22 protein-coding genes are annotated in these 21,686 nt (G+C 39.6%); 6 read left to right on the top strand and 16 right to left on the bottom strand.

The genetic code is table 11. The features are described 5' to 3' along the window. Nucleotides 1-348: 348 nt before the first annotated feature. The 5 genes from ACYPZI_RS02910 to kbl all read right to left on the bottom strand — a co-directional run bounded on the left by ACYPZI_RS02910 (nt 349) and on the right by kbl (nt 8,738). Nucleotides 349-1,929, bottom strand: coding sequence for an NAD(P)/FAD-dependent oxidoreductase (locus ACYPZI_RS02910; RefSeq protein ID WP_459598418.1), 1,581 nt, complete (start codon nt 1,927-1,929; stop codon nt 349-351). 819 nt (nt 1,930-2,748) lie between these two features. Next, nucleotides 2,749-3,663 carry a DUF3316 domain-containing protein gene (locus tag ACYPZI_RS02915; protein WP_459598420.1) on the bottom strand — a complete coding sequence of 305 codons (915 nt, stop codon included), beginning with the start codon at nt 3,661-3,663 and terminating at the stop codon, nt 2,749-2,751. Continuing rightward, on the bottom strand, nt 3,611-6,262 hold the full coding sequence (locus ACYPZI_RS02920; RefSeq protein ID WP_459598469.1) for a DNA gyrase/topoisomerase IV subunit A: 2,652 nt from the start codon (nt 6,260-6,262) through the stop codon (nt 3,611-3,613). Before ACYPZI_RS02920 ends, ACYPZI_RS02915 begins: the two co-directional genes overlap by 53 nt. A 229-nt stretch (nt 6,263-6,491) precedes the next feature. Continuing rightward, nucleotides 6,492-7,442 (bottom strand): NAD-dependent epimerase/dehydratase family protein, encoded by a 951-nt coding sequence (locus ACYPZI_RS02925; RefSeq protein WP_459598422.1) that lies wholly within the window; start codon nt 7,440-7,442, stop codon nt 6,492-6,494. Between the two features lie 99 nt (nt 7,443-7,541). Further along, complete coding sequence (kbl, locus tag ACYPZI_RS02930; protein WP_459598424.1) at nt 7,542-8,738, bottom strand: glycine C-acetyltransferase; 1,197 nt, start codon at nt 8,736-8,738, stop codon at nt 7,542-7,544. Between the two features lie 584 nt (nt 8,739-9,322). On the opposite strand from kbl, the gene ACYPZI_RS02935 reads away from it, so the two are divergent. After that, complete coding sequence (locus ACYPZI_RS02935; protein ID WP_459598426.1) at nt 9,323-9,907, top strand: outer membrane beta-barrel protein; 585 nt, start codon at nt 9,323-9,325, stop codon at nt 9,905-9,907. Nucleotides 9,908-10,188: 281 nt separating this feature from the next. On the opposite strand, the gene ACYPZI_RS02940 is transcribed toward ACYPZI_RS02935, so the two are convergent. Next, nucleotides 10,189-10,419, bottom strand: coding sequence for a hypothetical protein (locus ACYPZI_RS02940; protein WP_459598428.1), 231 nt, complete (start codon nt 10,417-10,419; stop codon nt 10,189-10,191). 259 nt (nt 10,420-10,678) lie between these two features. Between ACYPZI_RS02940 and ACYPZI_RS02945 the strand changes: the two genes are divergently transcribed. The 4 genes from ACYPZI_RS02945 (at nt 10,679) to fsa (ending at nt 13,681) form a co-directional block, all read left to right on the top strand. After that, on the top strand, nt 10,679-11,512 hold the full coding sequence (locus ACYPZI_RS02945; RefSeq protein ID WP_459598430.1) for an ABC transporter ATP-binding protein: 834 nt from the start codon (nt 10,679-10,681) through the stop codon (nt 11,510-11,512). Between the two features lie 4 nt (nt 11,513-11,516). Then, a complete protein-coding gene (locus ACYPZI_RS02950) occupies nt 11,517-12,269 on the top strand; it encodes a hypothetical protein (protein WP_459598431.1) in 753 nt (250 codons plus the stop codon). Nucleotides 12,270-12,273: 4 nt separating this feature from the next. Further along, nucleotides 12,274-12,642, top strand: a complete 369-nt coding sequence (locus tag ACYPZI_RS02955) for a GntR family transcriptional regulator (RefSeq protein WP_459598433.1) — start codon at nt 12,274-12,276, stop codon at nt 12,640-12,642. 382 nt (nt 12,643-13,024) lie between these two features. Further along, a complete protein-coding gene (fsa, locus tag ACYPZI_RS02960; RefSeq protein WP_459598435.1) occupies nt 13,025-13,681 on the top strand; it encodes a fructose-6-phosphate aldolase in 657 nt (218 codons plus the stop codon). 82 nt (nt 13,682-13,763) lie between these two features. Here the strand turns inward: fsa and tpx are convergent, their stop codons facing one another. From tpx to ACYPZI_RS02975, 3 genes are all read right to left on the bottom strand, one after another. Then, nucleotides 13,764-14,267: a thiol peroxidase gene (tpx, locus tag ACYPZI_RS02965; protein ID WP_459598437.1), complete on the bottom strand. Its 504-nt coding sequence runs from the start codon at nt 14,265-14,267 to the stop codon at nt 13,764-13,766. A gap of 49 nt (nt 14,268-14,316) precedes the next feature. Further along, on the bottom strand, nt 14,317-14,760 hold the full coding sequence (locus ACYPZI_RS02970; RefSeq protein ID WP_459598439.1) for a MarR family winged helix-turn-helix transcriptional regulator: 444 nt from the start codon (nt 14,758-14,760) through the stop codon (nt 14,317-14,319). A 176-nt stretch (nt 14,761-14,936) separates the two neighbouring features. After that, nucleotides 14,937-15,572, bottom strand: a complete 636-nt coding sequence (locus ACYPZI_RS02975; RefSeq protein ID WP_459598441.1) for a peroxiredoxin — start codon at nt 15,570-15,572, stop codon at nt 14,937-14,939. Nucleotides 15,573-15,762: 190 nt separating this feature from the next. On the opposite strand from ACYPZI_RS02975, the gene ACYPZI_RS02980 reads away from it, so the two are divergent. Further along, the gene (locus tag ACYPZI_RS02980; protein ID WP_459598443.1) at nt 15,763-16,356 is read left to right on the top strand and encodes a hypothetical protein; all 594 of its coding nucleotides are present in this window, start codon (nt 15,763-15,765) and stop codon (nt 16,354-16,356) included. Nucleotides 16,357-16,360: 4 nt separating this feature from the next. Here ACYPZI_RS02980 and ACYPZI_RS02985 read toward each other — a convergent pair whose 3' ends face one another. From ACYPZI_RS02985 to ACYPZI_RS03015, 7 genes are all read right to left on the bottom strand, one after another. Then, nucleotides 16,361-16,888, bottom strand: a complete 528-nt coding sequence (locus ACYPZI_RS02985; RefSeq protein ID WP_459598445.1) for a GNAT family N-acetyltransferase — start codon at nt 16,886-16,888, stop codon at nt 16,361-16,363. Between the two features lie 29 nt (nt 16,889-16,917). After that, nucleotides 16,918-17,607, bottom strand: coding sequence for a cell division ATP-binding protein FtsE (locus ACYPZI_RS02990; protein WP_459598447.1), 690 nt, complete (start codon nt 17,605-17,607; stop codon nt 16,918-16,920). A 46-nt stretch (nt 17,608-17,653) separates the two neighbouring features. Then, nucleotides 17,654-18,250, bottom strand: a complete 597-nt coding sequence (hisIE, locus tag ACYPZI_RS02995; RefSeq protein WP_459598449.1) for a bifunctional phosphoribosyl-AMP cyclohydrolase/phosphoribosyl-ATP diphosphatase HisIE — start codon at nt 18,248-18,250, stop codon at nt 17,654-17,656. Next, entirely contained in the window at nt 18,247-18,999 is a 753-nt protein-coding gene (gene hisF, locus ACYPZI_RS03000) for an imidazole glycerol phosphate synthase subunit HisF (RefSeq protein ID WP_459598451.1), read from the bottom strand. The genes hisIE and hisF overlap by 4 nt, the downstream gene beginning before the upstream one ends. A 61-nt stretch (nt 19,000-19,060) precedes the next feature. Beyond that, nucleotides 19,061-19,792, bottom strand: a complete 732-nt coding sequence (hisA, locus tag ACYPZI_RS03005) for a 1-(5-phosphoribosyl)-5-[(5-phosphoribosylamino)methylideneamino]imidazole-4-carboxamide isomerase (RefSeq protein ID WP_459598453.1) — start codon at nt 19,790-19,792, stop codon at nt 19,061-19,063. Between the two features lie 192 nt (nt 19,793-19,984). Continuing rightward, nucleotides 19,985-20,515: an MFS transporter gene (locus ACYPZI_RS03010; RefSeq protein WP_459598471.1), complete on the bottom strand. Its 531-nt coding sequence runs from the start codon at nt 20,513-20,515 to the stop codon at nt 19,985-19,987. A gap of 12 nt (nt 20,516-20,527) precedes the next feature. Then, entirely contained in the window at nt 20,528-21,145 is a 618-nt protein-coding gene (locus tag ACYPZI_RS03015; protein ID WP_459598473.1) for an MFS transporter, read from the bottom strand. Between the last annotated feature and the right edge of the window lie 541 nt (nt 21,146-21,686).

Consider the following 21,686-nt stretch of genomic DNA (forward strand, 5'->3'; position numbering starts at 1 on the left):
CTATACACCTGTAAAACAACAATTTAATCTAAAAATGACTTAGCCTCATATAGATTTTTTTACCTTTTATATCCTGAATAGAATGCTAAAAAGCCCATAAACTCTTGCCTCAAGCTTAATAATTCCCCAAGACAAAATTATAAAACCGTACAAAATTAAAAAAAGCGAGTATCTCACGACACTCACTTTTTTTGGGGAAAAATTTTTAAATTTTTGATCGCGATATATTCTGCATATCGCAATTGCTTAATAAAAATTCGCTTAAAGTTAGTTATATCTTTCAATATCCAAGCTATTTAATTATATAAATTAAATAGGGAAACGTATATTTCTATGATATACATACAATTACAATTGATTATTTTTCAGGAAGACGCCTATCTTTTCAGCCAAAGCTTCAGCACAACGTTCTCCATCCATAGCAGCAGAAACGATTCCTCCTGCATAACCGGCTCCTTCACCGCATGGATAAAGATTTTCTACTTCAATATGCTGCATAGTCTCTTTATCTCGGATAACCCTTACAGGAGAAGAAGTACGGCTCTCAACTGCGAGAAGTATAGCATCGTTAGTCAAATATCCTTTATAACTGCTCCCAACTTTTTGGAAAACATCCTGTAAACGTGCAGATATAAATCCGGGCATCCATTCATGCAGGGAGGACGATACCACACCCGGCGTATAGGAGGTTTCGGGTAACGACGTACTTTTCTGCCCTTTGACGAAGTCATACATTCGTTGAGCAGGAGCAACCTGAGTCTTACCGCCTTGTATCCATGCCTGTTCTTCAATATCTTCTACAAATTTGAGTAAACTCAACTCATTGTATTTAGCATATTCAGGAAAATCTTCAGGATGAATTTCCACTACAACCCCGGAATTCGACCAGCGCGAACCCCTGTTAGATGGCGACATACCATTGACTACGACCTGCCTGGGACCGCTGGCAGAAGGGACTATTGTTCCACCCGGACACATACAGAAGGAATAAACACCACGACCGCCCGACTGCACAACAAAACTATATTCTGCTGCCGGAAGAAACTCCCCACGGCCTTCTTTGCAATGGTATTGTATCTGGTCGATAAGATGTGACGGGTGTTCGATACGGAAGCCGATAGCTAATCCCTTAGCCTCGATCTTTACTTTCTGATCATACAGCATGTAATAGACATCACGCGCCGAATGGCCGGTCGCCAGGATAACAGGCCCTCCAAAAGTCTTTCCCGTATTTGTTTCTATACCTTTAACCTCATTATCCTCTATGATAAGCTTATCCATGCGTGTCTCGAAATGGACTTCTCCGCCTGAAACGATAATCTGCACACGCATTTTTTCTATAATACCCGGCAGCTTATCCGTACCTATATGAGGATGAGCGTCAATGAGGATAGAAGGATCGGCTCCATGCTGGCAAAAAACGTTCAGTATTTTCTCCACATTGCCCCGTTTCTTACTTCTGGTATATAGTTTACCGTCTGAATAAGCGCCTGCCCCACCCTCTCCGAAGCAGTAATTGGATTCCGGATTTACTACATGCTCCCGATTCATCAGAGCGGTGTCACGTTTACGGTCCCGTACATTCTTGCCACGTTCTACAACAACCGGACGAACACCGAGTTCAATCAGCCGTAAGGCAGCGAATAGTCCGGCCGGTCCGGCGCCTACGACAATGGCTTGAGGACAATCTTTCACATCGGAATAAAATGTGCTTATAAATGCAGGATCGTTTTGCTCCTCATTTATATATCCTCTTACCCGTAAGTTAATGAATATATTTCGTTGACGGGCATCTATGGAACGTCTTAAGATACGCACTGAAGAGATTTCCGATAACGGAATGCTTGCAGTAGTTGAAAAAATCCGCCTTACTTCTTCAATATCAGATGCCTGCTCCGGCGTAATGCGTAAGTCTATATCTTTTTGCATAAAATTATTTTTTCCGGATTACTTCGGGACAGTTAGCAGTCATCAGTCAACAGTCATCAGTCATCAGTCAACAACTCGTACCTCGTATCTCGTCTACTCGTAACTTTTTAACTAAAATGTAACAAACTTCTACAGTAAACAGTAGTTAGTAGTTAGTAGTTAGTAGTTAGTAGTTAGTAGTCAGTAAACAACTCGTAACTCGAAATTTTAACTAAAAAGTAACAAACTTCTACAGTTAGCAGTCATCAGCCAACAACTCGTACCTCGTCTACTCGTAACTTTTTAACTAAAAAGTAACAAAAGTCACACTCATTTTTTAATTGTTAGCCGATAGCTTTTAACCGTTAGCCCTTGCTCGCGCGGCTACTCTCTTTGTCATCCTGACCGCAGGGAAGGATCCCGATCTCCGAGAAACAGGAGATGCTTCCTGTCGTCAGCATGACAAACCGGAATTTAACTAAAAAGTAACAAACCTCTACAGTTAGCAGTCAACAGTTATCAGTAAGCAAGGCCTTTTCGTCATTGCGAACGGAGTGAAGCAATCCAGAGTATTGATTATTAATGGATTGCTTCGGGCGAACCCTCGCAATGACGTGCGACAGTCATCAGTCAACAACTCGTACCTCGTACCTCGTCTACTCGTAACTTTTTAACTAAAATGTAACAAACTTCTACAGTAAACAGTAGTTAGTAGTTAGTAGTTAGTAAACAACTCGTACCTCGTATCTTGTACCTCGTACCTACATAGAGATAAATTTTTGAACAGTCAACAATCTTTAAATCTTTAAATTTTGAAATCTTTAAATCGAATTTATATAATCAATAACCGTTCCAATAGTTATTACGGGCTTTTTCTTTTGGTCTCTTTACCCCTTCTATCGGGAAGCCTATGACAAAACCATTTGTATAATGATGAGTATGAATGTCATTCACTTTGGTCTGATACCACGAACCCAGATACCCTACACGTATCGTATATTTATTTATTGGGACATCTACTGTCAGATAGCTACTGAGTGCGCGTTGATTGTGCAACGATGCAAAATTGACCACTCCGACAGAATTACCCAAAGATATTTCGTAATACGACTGTCCGTAATTAGGAGAAAACAACATCCCTATAAACGGACTATCGAGTTGCCAACGTACAGCAAACCATTTAAACTTATATGAAGCTATGAGGGAAAGGTTTAAGTTTGTATATCCTCGTGCCGACGCGGGATTGTTGCCGTTCCGTCCATTATAGAGTACTCCGGCATTGATATCCCACAGTCCGCCAAGCCCCAGACGGAAAGCATCTGTACTGTACAGACTGTAATGCCCACCAATGCGATAATTCGCCAACAACCAATATTCCGATGCATTTTTAGCGGGATTATCACCCTTTGCCAGATCGAGTTCGAAAACCTGTTGTTTATAAAAACGATAATTGAACCAGGTAGTACGGCGCATCTGCTCGTACATCAGGCGTATGGATGTACCTTTATATTCCAACGGAGATAAATAGGTATCGTACATATTTGCCGAACCAATGGAAGCTGTAATGGTGTTGTTGGTTGGAGGATAGGGAAAAATATGCTCAACCATCGGAGGGGTTTCTTTATAGATATAAACCGTATCGACCCTATTCTGTGCAAATAAATTACACAAAACAAACAGACTGAAAAACAAATACAGTAGCCTATTCCTCTTTATCCTCATCCTTAAACAATGATTGTTGTCCTGTAATCTCATCTAAAATATCAGATAGCGGAACGTCATCATCATCGTCTATCTGCACCTCAAATTTATTTTCTTCCTCTTCTTCCGGTTCCGGGAAACGAAGCGGTTCCAATTCCTTTATCTCTGCTATTTCGAACGTAGAGATACGCTTACCTTTTGCTTTAAATCCTTTTACTGCAATAAATTCTTCGGCATCTATCTCCAAACCTTCGCGATAACTGTCTCGCCCTCCAAACGTAACCTGTATACGCGGATAAACCGTGTCGGTAAGTATCTGTAATTTCGACTCCGGATTATCTCCCAAATAGTTTTGTTTTTTGGCCGATACCTCGAATGTAAAACGTTTCAGATACATATACTTCTGATCGGCATCGAAAAGTACAGCCGTCCAATTCTTATTCGGATCGAATTTCTCGATAAAGATTATTCCGGATTCGTAGTGGTTGGTCACATCGAAAGACGAAGTATAGAACTCTCCATTCTGATTGACTACCAATATCTGATCATCGCTTTGGAATTCTCCCAGATATTTGCCGCGACCATCGTAGTTGAGACGCAGCACATCCTGATCGAACCAAACTTTACGGCCACCTAAAGTAGAACCGCCTTTTTGTTTCAATGATATTTTATGCATCTCTGCTTTAGTGAGGATATTACCCATCGACTGACGTCCTTTGATGACAATATCGCTAAAGTCTTTCTCGAATACTAATATTTTCTGGCGAGGTTTCGGCTTCAATATCACACGTATTGTTTCCGCTTCACCATTCGGATTAGCGCTAAAATAAGTTATCCGTGAGCCATCCGTTCCCTGAGTTACATTATATTCCTTATCCCGTGTGATACCCGTTACAGCAAAGCGTTTGATATATGACGGCCCGTTCTTTCCATGACGATAGACCACATTATAAATAGTACGTTTATCATTGCGGCGGAAAACGTATAGATATAATACATTTTTACCGACAAACATCTTGTCGCTTACTTTTACGATTTTATATTTACCATCCTTATAGAAAATAATAACATCATCGATATCAGAACAGTTACAAACATATTCGTCTTTCTTTAACGATGTACCGATAAATCCTTCTTCGCGGTTGATATATAACTTTTCGTTCGCTTCTACAACTTTAGTCGCTTCAATAGTGTCGAAACTGCGGATTTCAGTTCTGCGAGGATAGTTCTTCCCGTATTTTTCTTTAAGCATAACATACCACGAGATAGTGTAATCTACAATATTCTCGATATTATGCTTTATTTCTTCTATTTCTTCCTTGTATCTGGCAATCAGTTCGTCCGCCTTGTCGGAGTTGAATTTGAGGATACGCCCCATCTTTATCTCCATCAGTTTCAGTATATCCTCACGGGTTACTTCGCGTATAAACAGATGAACATATTTAGCCAAACGTTTGTCTATATGATCTACCGCGGCATCCATGTTCGCGGCATTTTCAAACTCTTTGTCCTTATAAATACGCTCTTCGATGAATATTTTTTCTAAAGATGAAAAATGAAGACTTTCTTCGAGTTCCTTCTTTTGTATTTCGAGCTCCAGTTGCAGCAATCGTTGCGTATTATCGGTAGTATCGCGCAATATATGGCTTACAGTAAGAAAATAAGGTTTGTTATCCTCTATCACACAACAGTTTGGAGAAATGCTTATTTCGCAATCGGTAAATGCATACAAGGCGTCTATCGTTTTATCGGACGAAACGCCCGGAGCCAGATGCACATGTATTTCAACATTCTGGGCTGTAATATCATCTACCTTGCGTATCTTGATCTTCCCTTTATCATTGGCTCTCAAAATAGACTCCACTACAGAAGACGACGTTCTTCCGTATGGAATATCGCTGATAACAAGCGTTTTATTATCCAGCTTTGAGATTTTAGCGCGTATTTTTACCGAACCTCCACGCTCCCCGTCATTATATTTACTGACATCGATATATCCTCCCGTCTGAAAATCAGGATAAAATATAAAATCTTCTCCCTGCAAATATGCGATTGACGCGTCGCAAAGATCATTAAAATTGTGAGGCAGTATCTTTGACGAAAGCCCTACGGCAATACCTTCTGCTCCCTGTGCCAATACGAGTGGAAATTTCACAGGCAGGGTTATTGGCTCTTTGTTACGTCCGTCGTATGAAGGCTTCCATTCGGTAGTCTTCGGATTGAAGAGCACTTCGAGCGCAAATTTTGACAGGCGTGCTTCTATATAACGTGGCGCGGCCGCTCCATCCCCGGTGAATACATTTCCCCAGTTTCCCTGACAATCCACAAGCAAGTCTTTTTGTCCAAGCTGCACCAGAGCATCACCGATCGAAGCATCTCCATGCGGATGAAATTGCATGGTATGCCCTATGATGTTCGCCACCTTGTTGTAACGTCCGTCATCCATCCTTTTCATAGAATGAAGGATACGGCGCTGAACAGGCTTCAAGCCATCTCCAATATGAGGCACAGCACGTTCGAGTATCACATAGGATGCATAATCGAGGAACCAATTCTGGAACATACCCGAAAGATGCGTTTGAGCGTCTGCTACTTCTTTTACAGGCTTATAACCGGAATGGGAATCGCCACTATCGGACTCTTCATCTTCCATCATTGGTTCGTCACCTACTTCCTCCGGTTCGTCAATAATATCTTCAGGGAACATATATTATTATCTATTTTTTAATAGCTATTTTAAAACTTGTTCAAAGTTAGTTTTTTTTGATGTGATTTCAAAATGGTATTACCGTGTATAACAACGCTTCTAAGGTATAAATCGCATAATGATAAATGAGGCGATTTCAAAATGAAACCGCCTCATTATCTTTATATTCTGCTTTTTACAGATTTTTCTCTTTAAGGACGTTGATCATATCCACAGTCATTTTCTGAAGGTCGTATTCAGGTTTCCACCCCCATTCCTGACGGGCGCAAGTATCATCAAGCGAGTTTGGCCAAGAATCGGCTATTGCCTGTTTCAACGGATCAATATCATAACTCATCTTAAATTCAGGATAATGCTTTTTGATCTCAGTATAAATCATTTCCGGATCGAAGCTCATCGAAGCAATATTGAATGAATTGCGGTGTATGAGTTTTGCCGGGTCTGCTTCCATAATATGTACTGCCGCATTCAGCGCATCGGGCATATACATCATATCCATGAAAGTTCCCGCTTTTACCGGACAAGTAAAGTCCTCTCCTTTAACTGCTTTATAATAGATTTCCACAGCATAGTCGGTAGTACCGCCACCAGGCAAAGTCAGATTAGAAATAATACCCGGAAAACGAACCGAGCGGGTGTCCACTCCCCAGCGGGTATAATAATAATCGCTTAGCAACTCACCCATAACTTTGGTTATCCCATATACAGTATTCGGTCTTTGCACAGTATCCTGAGGAGTTTTATCTTTTGGTGTGTCCGGCCCAAATGCTCCTATAGAACTTGGAGTGAACATTGCACACTTCAATTCACGCGCCACATCAAGGCAGTTCATCAGGCTACCTACACCTACGTCCCATCCAAGTTTTGGATTTTTTTCGGCAGTGGCCGACAAAATAGCCGCCAGATTGTAGATGGTATCTATCTTATATTTTTTTACGGCGTCTGCTATTTGGTTTACATCTGTTGCATCTATTTCTACAGTCGGTCCCCAGTCGAAAAAGCCCTCCGGATAAGGCGGTTTGTAATATCCGCATATAACGTTACTGTCGCCGTAAATAGAGCGTAACTTGATACTTAATTCCGAGCCTATCTGACCCGTACTTCCTACAATAAGAATGTTTTTCATTTGAAAAATCTGTTAGTTTTTTATTTTTCCCCAATATAATTTAACCGGAACTTATAGTCGTAAAATAACTATCCAACCATAAATTCTATATGAATTTTCTTACTTAAGAACACCTAATTCTTTTCCGATCTTGGTAAATGCAGCGATACACTTATCCAGATGTTCTTTTTTATGTCCTGCCGAAATTTGCACACGAATGCGGGCAAGATCTTTCGGTACAACCGGATAATAGAATCCTGTTACATATATGCCTTCGTCAAGAAGCTTCGAAGCCATATCTTGCGACAATTTAGCATCATACAGCATTACCGCGCAGATAGATGACTGAGTCGGTTTAATATCGAATCCGGCGGCTTTCATTTTTTCTACAAAATAAGCAGTATTTTCATGCAAAGTATCCTGAAGTTCGTTGTTACGTTCCATCATTTCAAACATCTTAATACCTGCGCCTGCAACAGACGGCGGTATCGAATTCGAAAACAGATACGGACGGGAACGCTGGCGAAGCATGTCTATTATCTCTTTTCTTCCGGTAGTAAATCCTCCGATAGCGCCACCAAATGCTTTACCCAATGTACCTGTGATAATATCTATCTTACCCTCCAAATTAAATAATTCGGGCGTTCCTTTACCTGTTTTTCCTACTACTCCGGCAGAGTGAGATTCGTCTATCATTACCATCGCGTCATATTTCTGAGCCAGCTCATATATCTTATCCAACGGAGTTACATTGCCATCCATAGAGAATACACCATCGGTAACTATCAGACGGAAACGTTGCGATTGAGCAAGCTTCAATTGCTTCTCCAGGTCTGCCATATCTGCATTTGCATAACGGTAACGAACTGCTTTACAAAGACGTACCCCGTCAATGATAGATGCATGATTCAATGAGTCGGAGATAATAGCATCCTGGTCTGTCAGTAAAGGCTCGAATACCCCGCCGTTAGCATCAAAGCATGCAGCATATAGAATTGTATCTTCTGTTTTGAAGAATTTTGCTATGGCAGCCTCCAATTCTTTATGTATATCCTGCGTTCCGCAGATAAAACGAACAGAAGACATACCAAAACCACGGCTATCCATCGCATCTTTGGCGGCCTGGATAAGTTCCTGGTTATCCGATAAGCCCAGATAATTATTTGCGCAGAAATTGAGAACTTCCTGCCCTGTGCTTACACGAATAGCCGCACCTTGTGGCGAAACGATTACGCGTTCTTGTTTGTACAACCCGGCAGACTGTATATCAGCGAGTTCTGTTTGAAGATGTTTTTGAAATTTTGTATAAGTATTCATGGTTAAAAAATTTACGGCAAAGGTACTAAATTGTTAAGAAGAGAGAGGAAATAAGGCGTATTTTTTTGTTAATATAAGGAAAAGATATAGAGCATACAGAATAATCAGGTTACACTATGACTATTTCGGTTATATACGAAGAAGTCGTCTAGACTTTTCAACTTTTACCCTCTTTTGTCATTTTGAGGAACGAAAAATCTCCTTTTCGAGATGTTTCACTATCGTTCAACATGACAAAGAGGATAAGAAATGAGTAAAAAAGCCTAGTTTACAAAAAGTCTAGACGACTTCGGACTAAATTTCTCCTCCGCTGTTATATTTAACAAAATTTATATAAATATAAAGTGTATAATATTTTATATTTATGGTTGAATTTTAAATAAGTAATCTATGATAATTAATGCAACATTCTCTTTGTCATCCTGAGGCACGAAGGATCTTGTTCCTTAAAAGCGGAACTGACAGGAGATGCTTCGTTCCTCAGCATGACAAAAACGAAAATTATGTTGTAATAAATACTTTCCATTACTTATATATCAATCTATTCGATATAAACTCTATTATAAATTCTTAAATTACTCGTTATGAAAAAGATATTCTTAACAGTCTTTTTATTGAGCATTATAGCCATAGGAGCCACAGCTCAGAAAGGGAAACATGAGGTTACTGTCGGTTTCGGATTGGGAACCACCAGTGAATTTGTCGATGCCCTTGCGGATGTAATTGTTTCCGGCCTTACCCAAAACGCTTATTCGTCTGACAAGTCCTACACAGGGGCTTTTCATCTGGGTTATAAATATGGTATAACCGACAGATTTGCAGCCGGAGGAACATTTATCTATGAAAATGGAAAATCGGATGCATATTTTGACAAAGATAAAATCGGAAAATTCAGTAATAATTACTACACCATTGCAGCCGAAGCCGAATATAAATATGTACGATCCGGCAGTTTTAGCCTATACGGCTTGCTGGGAGCGGGAGCCACCATATACAGTCAGAAATACACGGCTAACGATAACAGTAAAAATGAGAGCGACAACAATGCTCATTTCAACTTTCAGATTTCGCCTATCGGCATTAAACTGGGTAGAAACATAGGCGCCTTTGCTGAAGCCGGATTTGGCTATAAGGGGATAATAAGCGCCGGGCTTTTTGCCAGATTCTGATCGGATAACCGACTTCACATCATATTTATGCCTATCAGCAGTTAAAGTTATTGCTGTAGTGTAAAAACGTTCGGTTATTTTCTACTGCGCGCAATCACAGATTGCTTGCGTCCCTTTTGCCCAAAGCCGCAAAAGGAACCAAAAACGCTTTTGCGCCCCCGCTTCAACGTCCGACCCATAACGGACTTAAAGGCTAAACAAAAAAACTCGCTCCGGGTTTTGTAATATACGAATCATTTGATAAGCTCAGACACGTTTTTGTTTTTAACGCCTTTTTCGTCCTATGGGTGCCCCGTACTTGAAGCTAACGGCGCAGCTAAAGCTTGACAAGGCAGGCTCTTGTCGTGCGTCAGCCTCCCGCGCATTAGTCCCGCAGGCGGGGCACCCACACGGTGCAGGCGGCGTGGAAAGGGACGGGGCGATAGCCCGTTCGTCACTTTCAGCCGGCAAACCGGTTGTGGGTCGCCGAGGGACGAAGCGCTAGCTTTTTGCTTACTTTTGGGCAATGCCAAAAGTAAGGACAAGCCCGGCAGGGCGCGGCAGTGATGAGCATATGTTGAGAACGCAAGCTATCTGTGATTGCGCGCAGAAGTAAAGAATGAAAATAACCGAACAATTAAAAAGCGGATTTTCATCCGTACCGGCAACCAAACAGATAACTTATCGAATCCTTATCTTGTGCTAAAATTATTTTTCAAAAAAAATATCTGCAACTATTGCATAATAAAAATCTTTATTTACATTTGTAGTGTATTAATATACTATTACACTATGGTAAATATTGAAAATTTAAGATTCTATTACAGAAAGAGCAAACCAATCTTCGACCATGTTTCATTTCAAATGAAAGGTGGCATCTATGGTTTATTGGGTGAAAATGGTGTAGGAAAAACCACCCTGCTGCATATTATCAGCGGATTGTCCTTTGCCAAAGAGGGGAAATGCGAGGTTCTCGGTTTCGATTCATCTGCCAGAAATCCGAAGATGATGAATCAGTTATATTATCTACCGGAAGAATTTGTACTCCCTCCACTTACAATAAAGGAGTATGTGAAAGTCAATTCGGCATTCTACCCGAACTTCAGTGATGAACAATTCAACTCATACCTCGCTGATTTTCATCTGGAAAATGATCTCCGGTTAACTGAATTATCTTTCGGACAAAAGAAAAAGGCTATCATCGCATATGCTATCGCGTTGAATACGCCAATCACTCTTCTGGACGAACCGACCAATGGTTTGGACATTCCATCGAAAGCACAATTCAGGAAAGTAATTGCATCGGCCTTCGACGAGGACAAATGTATTGTAATCTCCACCCACCAGGTACGTGATCTGGAAAACTTAATCGACCCCATCATCATCCTCGACCGGAATCAGGTTTTACTGAACAATTCGGTAGCAGAGATTACAGAAAAGCTACTATTCTCTTATACGACACAAAAACCGGACGACACCCTGTACTGCGAACAAACAATACTCGGTTACACTTCTGTTTTGGAAAATAAGTACAAAGAAGAGAGCAGCTTAAATATAGAAGCCTTGTTTAATGCTGTAGTGATGAACAAAGGGAGAGTGAAAGAATTGTTTAACGCTAAAGACTAATCATATGGACGCGATATTTAATATAAAATGCTTTGGCAATCTCTTAAGAAGAGAGTTTACATACACATGGAAGACATTCTTATATATAGTGACGGGATTAGTTGTTTACTTTATAGTGGCAAAACTGTTGGACTCAACATGGGAATTCAAGTTTACAAATTTTTTACCCATATTTGGTCTCGGACTGATAGTTTGTGGAGTTCCTTTTATTAATAAAAATCTAAATAAAGCAAACTCCGTTTCTTTTTTATCAACTCCTGCTTCTAATTTCGAAAAATGGCTATTAATGTGGTGCAAATCCGTTGTGATCACACCCATACTAGTTATTGGCACTATATTACTGCTTGATCAGATATCACCGATACAGACTTTAGATGAAATAATCAGTACTGACTATATCCCTGAAAGGATACATTTTATATATGCATTCCAGTCTGTATTCTTTTTCGGGTATATATATTTCAAGGAAAGGAGTTTGGTAAAGTCTGGTATTATAATACCAGTGCTGTTTATGCTGGCATATATACTCTCTAAAGTGATTATAAGCCAGTTCTACCCCGAAATCATTGGAGTTGTAGATTCTTTAAATATATTTGAGATTCTGAATTTTAATGGGTTTTATCAACAAACCACCGACAGCTTTATCGAAACAGGCACTACTGTTGCTTACTATATATGCCTGTGGATTATCAAGCTTATTTTCCCTTTGGGGTTATGGGTATTAAGTTATATCAAGTTACGAGAACGAGAAATTTAGACTTATGAATTTTAAATCAAACAAACCAATATATTTGCAGATAGTCGATTTTTGCTTCCAGAATATACTGACAAACGAATGGGCTAAGGATAACCGTATACCATCTGTCCGGGAGTTGGGACTTACATTACAGGTAAATCCGAATACGGCAATGCGCGCATTTGAATACATGCAAACCGAAGACATTATATACCTGAAAAGGGGTATGGGATATTACGTATCGCCGGAAGCAAGAAAAAAGATATCGATACTGCAAAAAAAGGAGTTTTTCGACGAAATACTGCCTGTGACATTCGAATCTATGAACCTGCTCGATATAAGTATCGAAGATATAGTGAAGCATTACGAACAATATAAGGAGAAACAACAATGAAACGAAGCATGATTTTTGTCAAATCACCAAAGTCCATGATAATAAAAATCATGCGAGTTCCATATGGCAACTAAAATCAAAATTATTATCATATGAAAAAATACGCAAATAAAACTTTAGGAATTATGATAGCAGCAATTATTATTTGTCTTGTAGTGATGATTATTCAGATAGCTGAAATAATCAGTTCGGCTCTGAAATAAATTCGATTTAAGAATTTAAAAATTTAAAAATTTAAAAATTTAAAAATTCAAAGATTGTTGACTACCGACTACCGACTACTGACTACCGACTACTTATTGATATTATTATTGTTTTTATCGAAATATTTTCGGATATTAGAGGTATCGAAAGCTTATTCAAATAATAAAATAAAAACAACATGAAATTCTTTATAGACACAGCCAATCTGGATCAGATCCGTGAGGCAAATGAGTTAGGCGTATTGGACGGAGTTACCACGAACCCTTCATTAATGGCTAAAGAAGGAATAAAAGGCATAGACAATCAACGTAAACATTACCTTGATATATGCAAGATAGTAGACGGGGACGTAAGCGCCGAGGTTATCGCAACTGATTACGAAGGCATGATACGCGAAGGAAAAGAACTGGCTGCCCTGCATCCGAATATCGTAGTAAAGGTTCCTTGTATCGAAGATGGAATAAAAGCTATTAAATATTTCAGCAAAAAAGGTATACGGACAAATTGCACATTGATATTTTCGGTGGGTCAGGCTCTATTAGCTGCCAAAGCCGGAGCAACATATGTATCTCCCTTTGTAGGGCGTCTCGACGATATATCGAGTGATGGCATAGAACTTGTCAGTAAAATAGTAGACATGTATTCCACTTACGATATGGATACTCAGGTTCTGGCCGCCTCTATACGTAGTACACAGCATATTATACAATGCATCGAGGTAGGCGCCGATGTAGCCACATGCCCCCTGCCGGCCATCAAAGGACTGCTAAAACACCCTCTGACCGACAGTGGTTTGGCAACTTTCCTTGCAGACTATAAGAAAGTGAATGGATAAATACAAGCCTATGAATAGGAAAAAGGCTCTCGACCGATTGGTCGAGAGCCTTTTCAATTTGATTTCTATACACTAAACTAAATTATTTTATAGCAGATATTGCAGCATCGTAATTAGGTTCTGTTGTAATTTCCGGAACCAATTCTGTATATTTTACTTTTCCTTCGGCATCGATCACTACCACCGAACGAGCCAAAAGACCTTTCAACGGGCCGTCAGCCATAAGCACTCCGTAGCTTTTCGCGAACTCAGTGTTTCTGAATACAGAAGCAGGCTCGACATTATCAATACCTTCAGCAGTACAGAAACGACCTGCCGCAAAAGGAAGGTCGGCTGATATAGCCAACACTACTGTATTAGGCAAGCCCGCGGCTTCTTTATTGAACTTGCGAACCGACGCGGCACAAACACCTGTATCGATACTTGGAAAAATATTAAGAACTACATTTTTCCCTTTAAGGTCTTTCAAAGACACTTCCGATAAATCCTTCTTTACCAGAGTAAAATCCGGAGCGGTGACTCCCACTGCCGGCAATTGCCCGCCTACATTAACTGTAGTATCTCCCTTAAATGTTACTGTTGACATAATTTTTTAATTTTATTTATTTAATAATATATATTTGTTCTTATTGTTCTTACTCTTCAACATCGCACTTACCTGCAATATTCAATACTTTATTTATTTTTTTACGTAATTTGATCAATTGCTCATCACTCATTTTCAATTCCTTCTTAATAGCCAAAGGTATTTTCTCAGCTTGCGCTTCCAGCTTTTTCCCTTTATCTGTAATCAGTATATCTACAATTCTCTCGTCTTTAGAAGAACGTTTTCTCTCAACTAATCCATTCATTTCCATCCTTTTCAGTAATGGCGTAAGAGTACCGCTATCGAGCCATAACAATTCACCTAAATGTTTTACTGTGACAGTATTACTTTCCCATAATACCAATAATACCAAGTACTGAGGATATGTCAATCCGAACTCCTCAAGATGAGGCCGGTATAGGTTTGTTATTTGCCTCGACAGGGCATACACCGGGAAACAAAGTTGATTTTCTAATTTTAAGTTTTTACCCACAATTAAATATCACAAAATTATATTGTATAAAATTAAATATAACAATCTAATATCAACAATAATCTAAGTTAAAAAAGTAAAAAGAGAGAATATTAAGAAAACAAAAAGAGATGCCAGATAGCATCTCTTTTAAAACCAAATCAACTCAAACACATCGATACCAAGATACGATGACCTTAGTGTTTATGAGATAAATAATCAGAAATTCCTTCCTGTGTAGCTTTCAAAGCCTTATCTCCCTTTTTCCAATTAGCGGGACAAACTTCTCCGTATTCTTCTGTAAACTGAAGAGCATCAATTAAACGTAAAATCTCATCAACGCTACGGCCTAACGGCATATCATTTACCACCTGATGACGAACAACACCGCTCTTATCAATTAAGAAAAGCCCACGATATGCCTGAGGTGCGCCCACAAACATATCTTCACCTTCGTCGTCATAGTCAAATGAACCGGCAAGGACATCATAAGCTGAAGAAATCATCAGTGACTGATCTGAGACCAATGGGTATTTAACACCTTTGATACCACCATCGTTTTGTTCTGTCTGAAGCCATTTCCAATGCGAGAAAGCCGAATCGGTAGAGGCTCCGACAACAGCCACATTACGTGATTCGAATTCAGCAATTTTTTCCTGAAATGCTATAATTTCGGTTGGACAAACAAATGTAAAATCGGCTGGATAAAAGAAAAATACCACATATTTTTCCCCTTTATACTGCTCCAAAGAAAACTTTTCCACTATTTCACTACCGTTTACTACTGCGCTTGTATTAAAAACAGGCGCCTTTTTCCCTACTAATACTGCCATGATAATATTTTTTATAATTATTAATTTTAACACAAATATAAAGATATTAAAAATATAAATCAAATAGATATTTATTATGTAAATATCAATACAATTTATATACACCAAGTAATAAAATTCATTCTATTGAAAACCTGTTAGGATAATAATTTCAGACTTACTATATTTGTTGTTCAAAATAATTTCAAGAATGAAAAATCTATGCCTACTACTTATAAGCCTCACCATTATACCAATGATATGGTTTTCGTCATGCACTAAAACTGAAGATAACAACGACAATATACCCCCTGTTATAGACAGTCTCAGTATTCGTTTCAACTTTAATGACACAATAAAATGGCAAAACACCAGCATAACAATAAACGATACACTGACAAAAGAAGGGCAAGACACTCTGGTAGTTGGCAAAGTGATATATATGTCAGGTCGTTTTTTTACCAATAAAGAACGTGCTTTATCAGGCTATAAGGTAGATTTATACTATAAATTGATAAATGAAAGTCAGAAAGAGATAAATGATACACTTACTGCTGTGGGCGCCGGCATATTTGGAAAGACAGATACAATTATCCGGATGAACAGGCTTATCACGATTCCGGACTTTATATCAATAATGGAAAACAATGAATCGGGAGTAAAAGTGCCTGTAATTTATTATCCTGTAGAAGGAGACCATACACTAAATGTTGTATGTGGGGATATATACGGAAAAAGAGATTCTATTCAATTTCCGGTTAAGCTGCTCTCTCGCAAATCGATATACGATTCAAGAAAAAAATAATCTTTCAGGTATTATATACTATACTGTATATCTTACTCCTTATTTCTATCAGGTCACGCTCGACGTTCACATTCCCATAAGTCATAAGCTTCATAGGGATAGCCAACCCGTCGCTGAGGTACGCAGGTTGCTGATACTGTACACTTTCCCATAATTTATACCCTAAACGTTGATAAAACCCGATACGACGTTCAGACAATATGGTAGTAGGCAATTCGACCTCTAAAATAATAGGCTTGGACGTATTTTGAAACAACTTCATGGCTTTACGGCCGTACCCCCCGTTCCGGAACTCAGGCGCAATAGCAAAATGTTCGGCGAATGTAAATTTATCTATATCCCAATAGGTAAGAAAACCGACTAATTTACCATCTTCGATTGCCACATCAATAAAGAAAAGATCATTGTTTTCGTAAAGTTCCAACATCTTTTGCACCGGGCGGCGTTCGCTCGGAGGAAAAGACTCTATATACAGGTTCTCTACAAATGATACTTCTTCAATATCAGACAAATCTAAATTTCTAAGTTCCATTTTTCTTACTGTTTTATCGTTGGTCAAACTTAACTACTCAGTTTAACTTCTTTCAAATAACCATCTTCACATTTAGCAATGCGGCCGGGATATTTTTGCACAATGGCATAATTATGCGTAGACATTACCACAGCAGTCCCCTCTCCGGCTATATCATGCAACAGCTGCACAATCTGGCGTCCCATTTCCGGATCGAGATTTCCGGTAGGTTCGTCCGCTAAAATTATTTCGGGAGAATTTAACAAAGCACGTGCAATCACAATACGTTGTTGTTCTCCGCCCGAAAGCTCATGGGGCATTTTATATCCCTTATTTTGCATACCCACTTGAGTTAACACCTCATTGATACGCATATCGATCAGACCTTTATTCTTCCATCCGGTGGCACGAAGTACAAACTCAAGGTTTTTCTCCACGGAACGGTCTGTCAAAAGCTGAAAGTCCTGAAATACAATGCCAACTTTACGCCGCAAATAAGGTATTTGTTTTTTCTTTATATTCTCCAATTCATAGTCAAAGACACGTCCTCGTCCTTTTTCAAAAGGTATTTCACGATAAATGCTCTTCAAAAACGTACTTTTCCCCGACCCTACTTTTCCGATCAGATATACAAAATCACCCTCACTGATAGAAATATTCACATCACTGAGTATCGTATTCCCGTCGCGGCCGAGATCTACGCCTTCATATTGTACAATTACTTCTTTTTCTTTGTCCATCACTATTCCTTTAAAGAATTAATAGCCAACGGTCGATTCTGCAAAACTATTTCTTATGCCTCTTTTGGAGTTCTTTTGCTAAATCCTCTATACTTAAGCCTTTAGATGTCAGCAACACGATAAGGTGGTAAAGCATATCGGCCGATTCGTATATCAACCTGTCGTTTGTACCATTGCAGGCTTCTATAACAGATTCCAGAGCTTCCTCTCCTACTTTCTGCGCCATACGGTTTATACCCGACCGAAACAAAGATGTTGTGTAAGAACCTTCGGGCATTTCTTTATAACGCTTTTCAATAAAGTGTTGAAGGTACTTCAAAAACAGAATATCTTCTTTATTCTCTTCATCAAAACATGTATCGGCTCCGGTATGGCAAACAGGCCCCACAGGATTCACTTTAATGAGCAGGGTATCGTGATCGCAATCATCCTTTATACTGACTACATTCAAAAAATGACCACTCTCCTCCCCTTTTGTCCATAGACGCTGCTTAGTCCTGCTATAAAACGTTACTTTGCCTGTATCCCGGGTTTTCTGCAATGCTTCTTCATTCATGTAACCAAGCATCAATACCTTATTGGTTTCGCTATCCTGTATGATCGCGGGGATCAGTCCACCCACTTTTTCAAAGTCAAGATTCATCTCACATTTATATTTTGTTCTTTCAAATATTCTTTCAAGCCCTTAATTTTTATTTCTCCGAAGTGAAACACACTGGCTGCCAACGCGGCATCGGCTTTTCCTTCGACAAATACATCCCTGAAATGCTGCATCGATCCGGCTCCGCCCGAAGCGATAATGGGTATATTCAAAGACTCCGACAATTGACGCAAAGCTTCATTTGCATATCCGGTTTTTACTCCGTCATGATTCATACTGGTAAAGAGAATTTCTCCGGCTCCGAGATTTTCAGCTTCCTTAGCCCACGAGAATAGCTCTTTGTCTGTCTTATTTCGTCCACCACTTGTATAACACGACCAAATACCATCCTCAAAGTTAGCATCTATTGCGCAAACACATACCTGCGAACCAAAATTTTTCGCAATATCTTCAATTATTTTCGGATTCCTTATAGCCGTAGAGTTGACCGATATTTTATCAGCTCCGGCATTTAATAAGCGATCTACATCCGAAAGTTCATTGATACCTCCACCAATAGTAAACGGAATATTGATATTCGCGGCAATACGCTTTACTAATTCGGTAAAGGTCTTACGTTCTTCGTATGAGGCTGTAATATCGAGAAAAACAAGCTCGTCGGCTCCTTGCTCACTATATTGAACACCTAATTTCACGGGATCTCCCGCGTCACGGAAATTGACGAAGTTGATACCTTTTACGGTTTTGCCATCTTTTACATCAAGGCACGGTATTATTCTTTTTGCCAGCATCTTTTTTAATTAAGAATGAAAAATGAAGAATGAAGAATAGCAACGAAGAATAGCATTATATTTATAATTCTTCATAATTCTTAATTCTTAATTCTTCCAGTGTTACTCTATTCTCGTAAATGGCTTTACCCAAAATAACCGCCGGAAGTCCGGCATTCTCCAAATCTACTATATCCTGAAAACAGCTTACGCCACCGCTTGCTATCAGATACAAATCCGGATAAGCCGATAGGATATCCTTATATAGATCGATAGAAGGCCCTTGCAACATGCCGTCCTTACTGATGTCCGTGCAAACAACTTTCGTCAGGCCATCTTTTCTATATTCATTCAAAAACGGCAAAATATCTATCGAAGTGGATTCCTGCCAGCCGGAAACTGCTATTTTATGATCTTTACAATCAGCCCCAAGTATAATTTTTTCACTGCCATATCTTGCTACCCAGCTAAGAAACAGATCTTTATTCCTTACGGCAATACTTCCGCCGGTAATCATCGACGCGCCGGCATTGAAAGCAATATCCAAATCTTTGTCGCTCTGTACCCCACCTCCGAAATCGATTACCAGGGAAGTTTGCGAGGCTATTTTCTGTAAGACATTATAGTTAACTATATGCTTTGCCTTAGCGCCATCAAGATCGACCAGATGTAAGCGTTTAAGTCCTGCCGACTCAAACATTTTCGCTACTTCCAAAGGATCTTCGTTATATACTTTCTTTACTTCGTAATCTCCTTGCGAAAGGCGGACACATTTACCTTCTATAAGGTCTATTGCCGGGATAATTTCTATCATTATTAAAATAACGTTACAAAAAGATAATCGCGTAAAGATAAGCAAAAGTGGCGGGCTTTACTCTCTTCATTGACATATAAATCATCTATTTGCCCTCTGGAAAATAATAAATATGATAATAACGAAACAGTAACTTCTTCCCGGAAAAATGGATATGACTATATTGTGATGGAAAAAATATTGTAAAACACCTTATCCATTCCTATCCCGCTTTTTAACCCTGACTACATCGCCTGCATCCGGCGTCAGTCTGGTAAACCCATAAAGGGAGAGAAAACCTAATATCCCCACAAAGATGAAAGCCGGACGAAAATCTGCGACAGAGTAATGATCCGTGCTTCCATTTATAACATTTGAAAAACGAAGGAAAACGGCTCCGATAGCGATCCCCATACCAATAGACATTTGCTGTATTGTGCTATACAACGTATTGGCGGCTGTCATATTCGGTTGCGGCACATCGGCAAAGGCCAAAGTAGTAATAGCGCTGAACTGCATGGAACGGAACATCCCCGATAAGAACATGACTGCCACAATAATAACGGTAGGAGTTTGAGGAAGAAGCAGTGATGTAAAGAACGAAAACAAAGCGATAAGCGCACCGTTGACAATCAATACCGTGCGGAAATTGTAGCGTCGCATTACCCATATAGTGGCGGGTTTCATAACCAGATTGCCTGCCATCGTCGCCAGAAAAAGCATACCCGATTGGAAAGGATTCAGTCCGAAGCCTTCCTAAAACATTAACGGGACTAAATAAGGCGCGACACCTATTACCATCCGCGATACAGAACCGGTAAAGATTGTAACCTTATAAGTAGGAATCCTTGCTATGGAATAGTCAATCAGAGGATCGGAGATATGCCGGGAATACCTGACATTGAAAGCCAATAGCCCTAAACTAGCTATAAGCATGAGGATAGGGATATAAAAGGGAATTTCGGACCGGCTGAAGAGCTCTACTCCATACATAAATCCGGCCAGAGCCAAATCGCTTAATACAAATCCCACTGCATCGAATCGCCGCTTTATTGGTTTCGCGTCTTTTTCTTCAGGAATATGATACCAAGCCAACAATACGCAAATAATACTGATAGGTATATTCAGGTAAAAAATCCAATGCCACGACCAGTAAGTTGTAAGGTATCCTCCGATCAAAGGCCCTAATATGGGAGCAACCAGAGCCGGCCATGTAATATAAGCCATTGCCGCCACCAGATTCTCTTTCGACGTTGTCTTCAGCACTGCCAGTCTGCCTACCGGTGTCATCATAGCTCCTGCCATACCCTGCATGATGCGAAAAAGAACAAATTCGGTTAATGTTCGGGAAGCCCCGCACAGCATAGATGCAATACTAAACCACTATGGATTTCCAATCCATAGTGGTTTAGTATTGCATATTGAGTAGTTTTTGAAAACTCTTTCTCAATTTCCTTATTATTAGAAGCTATTTTTCTGCATAGTTTAATCAACAAAGATAACTCTTACAGTCAGCAGTCAGCAGTAAACAAACTACTACCTTGGCCTCTGCTTTTTAACTAAAATGTAACAAACTTCTACAGTTATTTTTTAGCTGTTAGCCGTTAGCCCTTGCTCGCGCGGCTACCCTCTTTGTCATCCTGACCGCAGGGAAGGATCCCGATCCCCGAGAGACAGGAGATGCTTCCTGTCGTCAGCATGACAAACCAGAATTTAACTAAAAAGTAACAAACTTCTACAGTTATCAGTCAACAGCCAACAACTCGTACCTCGTATCTCGTCTACTCGTAACTTTTTAACTAAAATGTAACAAACTCCACACACATTTTCAAATTTTCAAATTCGCTAATTTTCTCATTTTCAAATTGTCTATTATAGATAAAACTAACGCCGGACAATGTTTCGTTTTTGGCTA

It is taken from the genome of Dysgonomonas reticulitermitis, assembly GCF_054601275.1.